At 60.7% G+C, this 5,366-nt stretch carries 6 protein-coding genes and 1 pseudogene; 6 read left to right on the plus strand and 1 reads right to left on the minus strand.

Annotated elements, in window-relative coordinates; genetic code table 11:
* The coding region (locus tag WA989_RS06525; RefSeq protein ID WP_424339698.1) for an autoinducer binding domain-containing protein at window positions 1-371 on the minus strand (371 nt) is incomplete at its 3' end.
* 255 nt (window positions 372-626) lie between these two features.
* On the opposite strand from WA989_RS06525, the gene gap reads away from it, so the two are divergent.
* The 6 genes and pseudogenes from gap to WA989_RS06555 form a co-directional block, all read left to right on the plus strand.
* A complete protein-coding gene (gap, locus tag WA989_RS06530) occupies window positions 627-1,634 on the plus strand; it encodes a type I glyceraldehyde-3-phosphate dehydrogenase (protein ID WP_424339699.1) in 1,008 nt (335 codons plus the stop codon).
* Window positions 1,635-1,661: 27 nt separating this feature from the next.
* On the plus strand, window positions 1,662-2,861 hold the full coding sequence (locus WA989_RS06535; protein ID WP_424339700.1) for a phosphoglycerate kinase: 1,200 nt from the start codon (window positions 1,662-1,664) through the stop codon (window positions 2,859-2,861).
* Between the two features lie 162 nt (window positions 2,862-3,023).
* A complete protein-coding gene (locus tag WA989_RS06540; RefSeq protein WP_424339701.1) occupies window positions 3,024-3,917 on the plus strand; it encodes a fructose bisphosphate aldolase in 894 nt (297 codons plus the stop codon).
* Window positions 3,918-4,050: 133 nt separating this feature from the next.
* Window positions 4,051-4,287, plus strand: a complete 237-nt coding sequence (locus WA989_RS06545; protein ID WP_424339703.1) for a DUF1272 domain-containing protein — start codon at window positions 4,051-4,053, stop codon at window positions 4,285-4,287.
* 61 nt (window positions 4,288-4,348) lie between these two features.
* Window positions 4,349-5,134, plus strand: coding sequence for a glutathione S-transferase family protein (locus tag WA989_RS06550; RefSeq protein WP_424339702.1), 786 nt, complete (start codon window positions 4,349-4,351; stop codon window positions 5,132-5,134).
* 44 nt (window positions 5,135-5,178) lie between these two features.
* Window positions 5,179-5,366 (plus strand): annotated as a pseudogene (locus tag WA989_RS06555) (thiamine phosphate synthase); the annotation flags it as partial.

Raw genomic sequence — 5,366 nt, forward strand, 5'->3', positions numbered from 1 at the left:
GTGTCAGGGTTCTCGCCAACCTCGCGCGTCTGCGGCCGGCTGACGCAAACAACTCCGATCTTGGCGGCCGGGCCAAAGGCAGCGACCGCAACACCATATTCCATGCCCCATTCGGGAAGCCGGTCAAGATACTCGGTCTCCTGCCGGGTCAGGCATGAGCGATCGAGCCGGTGCCAGACGACCGGTTTGGTATTGCGCGCGGCAAGGTCGGGAAGCGGATCGGCGGCGTAATAATGATCCCGATATTCGGCTTCCCACTCTTGGGTAAATCCGAGATTGGCCATACGGCCATCCGGAACGCGGACCTTGCTGAGGGGCGTGAGGAAGAAGGCGCCATCGAACCCGAGGTCGCGAAAGATGTCGCTGGTCATTTTCCTCAACCTCGGAACATCGGGCGCGGCGAGGAGGTCGGTCAGCTTTTCAATCATGGCAGCAAGTATACATGCCCCGGAGCGCCGGGTCGACTTATGATGAAAGTTTACACCTAAAAGTGAAGAGCAATTCGGCGGCAGAGTGCGACAGAACATGCTGTTTGTCGCGTCAGCGCTGGACCAAAGCGGCCAAGGCGTCTAAACCCCGGCGCAAAGGCCCGGTTCGGGCGTAAATTGCCTGTATGGAGATGTGAAATGGCGGTTCGTGTAGCCATCAATGGATTTGGCCGGATCGGCCGCAATGTTCTTCGCGCAATCCTGGAGAATGGCCGCGACGATATCGAAGTCGTCTCGATCAATGATCTCGGCCCCGTCGAGACCAATGCGCACCTTCTGAAATATGACTCGATCCATGGCACGCTGCCGATGGACGTCTCTGTCAGCGGCGACACGATCAATGTCGGCGGCCAGTCCTTCAAGGTGACCGCGATCCGCGACCCCAAAGAGCTGCCGCACGCCGCCAATAATGTCGACATCGCGATGGAATGCACCGGCATCTTCGCGTCGAAGGAGAAGGCCTCGGCCCACCTTGATGCGGGCGCCAAGCGCGTGCTCGTCTCTGCTCCGGCTTCAGGCGCTGACAAGACGATCGTCTTCGGGGTAAATCACGGCACGCTGACCTCGGACGACAAGGTCGTTTCGAACGCCTCCTGCACGACGAACTGCCTGTCGCCCGTCGCCAAGGTGCTGAACGACAAGATCGGCATCGAAAAGGGCATGATGACGACCATCCACTCCTATACCGGCGACCAGCCGACGCTGGATGCGATGCACAAGGATCTCTATCGCGGCCGGGCGGCGGCCCAGTCGATGATCCCGACATCGACCGGCGCGGCCAAGGCGGTCGGCCTGGTCCTGCCTGAACTCAATGGCAAGCTTGACGGCTTCGCGATCCGCGTGCCGACCCCGAATGTCTCGGTGGTCGATCTCAAATTCATCGCCAAGCGCGAGACGAGCGTCGAGGAAATCAACGAAGCGATCCGCGAAGCTGCAAATGGCCCGCTGAAGGGCATTCTCGGCTATACGGATGTGAAGAACGTCTCGATCGACTTTAATCACGATCCGCATTCCTCGATCTTCCACACCGACCAGACCAAGGTCATGGACGGCACGCTGTGCTCGGTCCTGTCTTGGTATGACAATGAATGGGGCTTCTCCAACCGGATGAGCGACACCGCCGTCGCCATGGCGAAATTCATTTAGGCCCGGTTCCCCGGAAAGGAGCGCCCGATGACCGATTTCAAACGGCTTGAGGACGCAGACGATCTGGCTGGCAAGACCGCGCTTGTTCGGGTCGACTTTAACGTGCCGATGAATGCAGCAGGTGAAGTCACGGACGATACGCGTCTGCGTTCGGCGCTGCAGACGGTTCAGTATCTCTCCGGACAGGGCGCGAAAGTGGCGCTGCTGGCGCATTTCGGCCGGCCCAAGGGGGAAGTGAAGCCGGAGCTGAGCCTCAAGCCGGTGGCGGACGCGTTTGCCAAAGTCCTCGGCGCGCCTGTCGCCTTCGCCGAGGATAGTGTCGGCGAGGTGGCCGAACATGCGATCCATTCGGTCCAGGGCGGCGGCGTCGTGCTGCTCGAAAATACCCGCTTCAAGCCCGGCGAGACCAAGAATGATCCAGAGCTGGCCGATGAGATGGCGAAGCTCGGCGATATCTATGTGAATGATGCCTTCTCTGCCGCGCACCGGGCGCATGTCTCGACAGAGGGCCTCGCGCGGCGGTTGCCTGCTTATGCGGGCAAGTCGATGGAGCGCGAGCTCGATGCGCTGAATGCCGCGCTTGGCAGCCCAGAGCGGCCCGTTCTGGCCGTGGTTGGCGGGGCAAAAGTCTCCTCCAAGATCGATCTTCTGAAGAATCTTGTCTCCAGGGTCGATGCGCTGGCCATTGGCGGCGGCATGGCCAACACCTTCCTCGCAGCGCGCGGGGTCGCCGTCGGCAAGTCACTCTGTGAACATGATCTCGCCGACACATGCCGGCAGATCGAGGCGAATGCGAAAGAGGCGGGATGCGATATCCTGCTGCCGCGCGACGTCGTCGTAGCCAAGGAATTTGCTGCGAATGCCGAGAACCGCACCTGCGGTATCGAAGACGTCGGCGAGGCAGAGATGATCCTCGATGCGGGCGATCAGACGGTCACAATCCTCGCGTCGGCCATGGATGTTGCCAAGACGCTCGTCTGGAACGGCCCGCTCGGTGCGTTCGAGATCGAGCCTTTCGACAAGGCGACGGTCGCCGCCGCCCGGGCTGCTGGCGCGCGCGCCAGGGATGGCAAGCTTATTGCTGTGGCTGGCGGGGGCGACACAGTGGCTGCGCTCAATCATGCCGGCGCGGCCGGGGATTTTACATTTGTATCGACCGCCGGCGGGGCTTTCCTCGAATGGATGGAAGGCAAGGCGCTACCCGGTGTCGAGGCATTGAAAGGCTAGAATGCGATCAGCGATCTTCCGTTCCGCTCCAGAGTTTCAGGCGGGACGGGCAGGCGCAGCGCACGTTAGCGATAACATTATCAGTTCAGCAAAGCCCGTGTCGGGCGCTGGCCTTCTGGTCAGCGGCGGCCGGGCTTGTCATCCATCGTAAAGGAAACGGGAATGTCCAACGCAGATATGAGACAGCAGATTGCTCAGAAAGACGGCTTCATCGCCGCGCTCGACCAGTCGGGCGGGTCGACGCCGAAAGCGCTTCGCCAGTATGGGATCGATGACGAAGCCTATTCGAATGATGAGGAAATGTTCGGCCTAATCCACGACATGCGCACCCGGATCATCAAATCCCCGGCTTTCAATGGCGACAAGGTGATCGGCGCGATCCTGTTCGAGAGGACGATGGACGGCAAGATCGACGGCAAGCCGGCCGCGAAATATCTCTGGGAAGATTGCAGTGTCGTGCCGTTCCTGAAGGTCGACAAGGGGCTCGCCGAGGCAAAGGACGGGGTCAAGGTGATGAACCCGATGCCGGACCTCGATGCCCTCCTCGAAAAGGCGGTGGCGAACGGCATTTTCGGCACCAAGATGCGCTCTGTAATCGATGCGGCCAATCCGGGCGGCATCGCGGCCATCGTAAAGCAGCAGTTCCATATCGGCCGCCAGATCCTCGCCCACGGCCTCGTGCCGATTATCGAGCCGGAAGTAACCATCTCGATCTCCGACAAGGCCGAAGCCGAGACCATTCTTCTCAATGAGATCCAGAAGGAGCTCGAAACGCTCGGCGCCGATGTGAAAGTGATGCTGAAGCTGACGCTTCCGGAGAATGCCAATCTCTACAAGCCGCTGGTCGAGCATCCGAATGTGATGCGCGTCGTCGCGCTGTCGGGCGGCTATTCACGCGAAGAGGCATGCGACCGGCTTTCGAAGAACAAAGGCATGATCGCCAGCTTCTCACGCGCGCTGACCGAAGGGCTTTCGGCGCAGCAGTCAGATGAGGCGTTCGACGAGACACTGGCACGGTCGATCAATAATATCTGCAAGGCCTCTGTGGAGGGCTAGAGTCGATAGAGCGTGACGCGGACAGAGCTCTCAATGAGCGGCCGGCCACGTGACAAATGTTTAAGTGAAAAGGCGGCTCTGAGGAGCCGCCTTTGCCATGACAGGAGTAGGCGATTCGCGTACGCTTTCACCCATGCTGGAAATGCGCCCCTCATGTGAAACATGTGACAAGGATCTACCGGCTGATGAAACTGGCGCGGTGATCTGTTCGTTCGAATGTACCTTCTGCAAGGCCTGCGCCCGCGAAGTGCACCATGGCACCTGCCCCAATTGCGGCGGCGGCTTCTATCCAAGGCCGCTGCGAAAAGGCAAGTCGCTGGAAAAATACCCGGCGAGCACCAAGCGCGTGGTCAAGGGCCACGTCGGCTAATTCGCTTGATTTCCTTCGCGAAATGCGTGGTCTGATGGTGCACAGCCAATAGGAGACCGCCATGCTTGTCCTCTACGAACACCCGCTTTCGCCTTATGCGCAGAAGGTGAAGATCGCGCTCAGGGAAAAGGGCATCGAGTTCGAGAGCCGCCTCCCGGATGGCATCGGCACAGGCGGGACGAGCGGCGAGTTCATGCGCGGCAATCCACGCGGCGAAGTGCCCTTCCTGCGCGATAGCGATGCGGCGATTTTCGATTCGACCATTATTCTCGAATACCTTGAGGACAAATGGCCGACCCCGCCCATGCTGCCGGAAAGCCCGGTCGAGCGGGCCAGGGCGCGCCTCATCGAAGACGTGATGGACACTCATTATGAGCCAATCAATTGGGGCCTTGGTGAGATCAATTATTTCGAGCGCGCCGAGGGCGAGCTGAAAGAGAAGATCGAGACCCGCGCCGGCAAGCAGATTGCCGGCCTGCATGACTGGCTGGAGCGCCGCCTCGGCAAACGGACCTGGTTCAATGGCGATAATTTCGGCTGGGCCGACCTCTCGGTCATTCCCTATGTGAACGGTTCGCTGCGCTTCGGGTTCGAACCGGCCGAGGGTAGCCCGCTCGCCGAATGGCGCAGCCGCGCGATGACGCGCGACAGTGTCGCGAGAACCGCGACAGAGGCGGTCACCTCGATCGGCGGGATGGAGAATGTCGCCGCCGCCGTCGAGGCGGGCCTGTTCAAGCGTGAATACCGCGACCATCGCCTCGAATGGATGATAAAGTCAGGCGGCCTGGACGTCGTGCTGGAGGGGCTGAAGCACGACAATATCCGCTTCACGCCGGATTTCGCCTGAGGGACATGGTTTCCCTCCGCGCGAAGACGATCTAGGTAGGCGCCATGAGCGATCCGATCCGCCAGCGCACCCGCCTTTATCTGATAACCCCGCCTGAAGTGGCGGATGTGGCAGCCTTTGCGGCCAGTGTTGAGGACGCCCTTTCCGGCGGCGATGTCGCCTGCCTGCAGGTGCGGATCAAGCCGGATGGCGTCATCGACGAGGCAAAGACCGAAGCGGTGGCGCGGGCGCT

Origin of the sequence: Henriciella sp., assembly GCF_049649345.1 — a bacterium.
GTDB lineage: Bacteria > Pseudomonadota > Alphaproteobacteria > Caulobacterales > Hyphomonadaceae > Henriciella.

What these genes read in the sequence shown, in the direction of transcription:
- gap (WP_424339699.1), top strand. Translation starts at nt 627, where the DNA reads ATGGCGGTTCGTGTAGCCATCAATGGATTTGGCCGGATCGGCCGCAAT.
- WA989_RS06545 (WP_424339703.1), top strand. Translation starts at nt 4,051, where the DNA reads ATGCTGGAAATGCGCCCCTCATGTGAAACATGTGACAAGGATCTACCG.
- WA989_RS06535 (WP_424339700.1), top strand. Translation starts at nt 1,662, where the DNA reads ATGACCGATTTCAAACGGCTTGAGGACGCAGACGATCTGGCTGGCAAG.
- WA989_RS06550 (WP_424339702.1), top strand. Translation starts at nt 4,349, where the DNA reads ATGCTTGTCCTCTACGAACACCCGCTTTCGCCTTATGCGCAGAAGGTG.
- WA989_RS06540 (WP_424339701.1), top strand. Translation starts at nt 3,024, where the DNA reads ATGTCCAACGCAGATATGAGACAGCAGATTGCTCAGAAAGACGGCTTC.